Source organism: Bartonella sp. AA23NXGY (genome assembly GCF_042197165.1).
GTDB lineage: Bacteria > Pseudomonadota > Alphaproteobacteria > Rhizobiales > Rhizobiaceae > Bartonella.
This window is the reverse complement of sequence record NZ_JBHIRO010000059.1, coordinates 1-1895: the sequence shown is the minus strand read 5'-3', so window position 1 is coordinate 1895 and position 1895 is coordinate 1. Positions and strand designations below refer to the sequence as shown.

The following is a 1895-nucleotide window of genomic DNA, read 5'->3' as shown; positions in this document are numbered from 1 at the left end:
GGGGCAATAGGTATCGCCTTTGAAACTTCTGTATTTAATAATTTTGACCACGTGCTTATCGCATGAGGATCATCTGCTCTAACTGTTGTTAATGCCATTGATTTTACCTTTCTTTGCTGTAAAAAAAACCGGCTTAAAAGCCGGACCATAACCCTGCATAAAACAGGCTAATTTCTATAAAAATGCACTCTTAATACCCGTTACCAGCACCATGCAATTGCCGAAAAATTGCTTTATTTTTCGGATTTGATATCCAAGCGTCAAATTCTTCTTCTGACATCCTATCAATGCTTGCTAAAGTGATTGGTCCAACACTGCCCCCTCCACCAGATGCCGTTAAGGTTCTCGCAGAATTCTGCCGGCTTTGAAGCGCAGCAACTTGATTATTCGCTTGTAATGCTTGGTTCTGATAGCCAAGATTTTGCGCTATTCTATAAATCTCTTCTGCCGGATTGAGATCTCTTTGTGCACAAGTCGCTACAAGAGCATGCAATTGATCTCTTATAATCGCATCTATTGTGTTTTGTTGTCCATACTCAGGATAAAGTGATGACCAAGAACTCAATTCCTTTGCGCGTGCCTCATAAAGAAAATTTGCCGCGGCATCAAAATCACTGGATTTATTTTGAAACGACTTAACAGAATTATTAAAAAATTCACCAAGACGTATATCATGCTGCTGCTGTTCCTCAGCTTGTCTTAGCGCTTCTTTCTGTTCCCTAATATACGCATCTTGCTTTTGAATCTTATCTAGCATCCACGCCACTAAACGAACAGGGTCCTCACGTAGGTCTGGGGGTGCATTTTCACCTTCAACCATTGGCGTCTGGGATTGGGGTTCATAAAACTTTACAAGCGCTTCACGGGCTTGTTTGGCTTGTTGCTCCATACGCTGCTGTTCTATACTAGGAACAATCTCTGAAGGTTTTTCAACGGGCTGTGCAACCGGCTCTGGAGAGGTGACATCATCATTATCAATCGTTTCACCATCATAAGTGCCAGCATCAAAAGAGCTCTCATCATCAAAGACCGGTGCTCCAACTCTGTAATCTTCATTCATAGCTTCGTTCATTTCTGCATTCATTCTCTAACCTCTCTCAAATGCTTCTTCCTCTGTATGTTGCCGCTCTTTCACGCATGATTTGATTTTGCGCTCGTTCATTAAGAATACGCTCCCGTTCAAGCTCATGCTTCTGTTGCATCAATTCCGCTTCCAATTCTGCTCTCTTTTGACGCATGACCAATTCAATCTGCTTGCCTTGTAAATCCATCTGTTGCATCTGACTTTTAGCCGCAATATCTTGCTGCTTTTCCTGCAACTTCATTTCTTGTTCCGGATTCATTTGCTGTTGTTGGGCTTGTTGTGCCATTTTCTGCTGTTGCATCTTCTCACTCACACGATTAAGCAATGACGCAGGCAATGGAGAATAACGAAGTAGATCAAGCATAATATCCGGCGTAATCGCATTTTGAAGCAATGGGAGCAGCTGTGTGATGATACCAAAGGTGCGCTCTTTCTCATTCGGGCTGGTTGGGGCATCATCGACAACAATGTCATACTCGACACTCGTTACTTCTTCACGCGTCAATGGAATATATTGCGCATTCTCTTCACCAGATATCCGTACCAAACGACCATCGGACAAGTAATTCTGTATAAGGTGCAAAATAATCTTACCCTGCCTTTTGCGATACAAACGTAAACCATCAAACAGACAAGCAAGCAGATTTAAACTGGATTGGCGTCGTTGTGCCTCCAAAATACCCGCTTGTGTCACTTCCCTTGTACCAATGAATTCGGGTGATAAACCCGTCACCTGATTAATTGCTTCCTTAGCTTCATTAAACAGCTGGAAAAAGCCCTCTGGAAACTGTGCTACAGGCTTTGGTTGTAT

Annotated in this window: 1 protein-coding gene and 1 pseudogene; both read right to left on the bottom strand. The window is 42.7% G+C overall.

Translation table 11 applies throughout. The features are described from left to right. Nucleotides 1-190: 190 nt before the first annotated feature. Nucleotides 191-1084: a hypothetical protein gene (locus ACFINY_RS09605; RefSeq protein ID WP_375684817.1), complete on the bottom strand. Its 894-nt coding sequence runs from the start codon at nt 1082-1084 to the stop codon at nt 191-193. Between the two features lie 13 nt (nt 1085-1097). Beyond that, nucleotides 1098-1895: pseudogene (locus tag ACFINY_RS09600) on the bottom strand (phage portal protein); the annotation flags it as partial.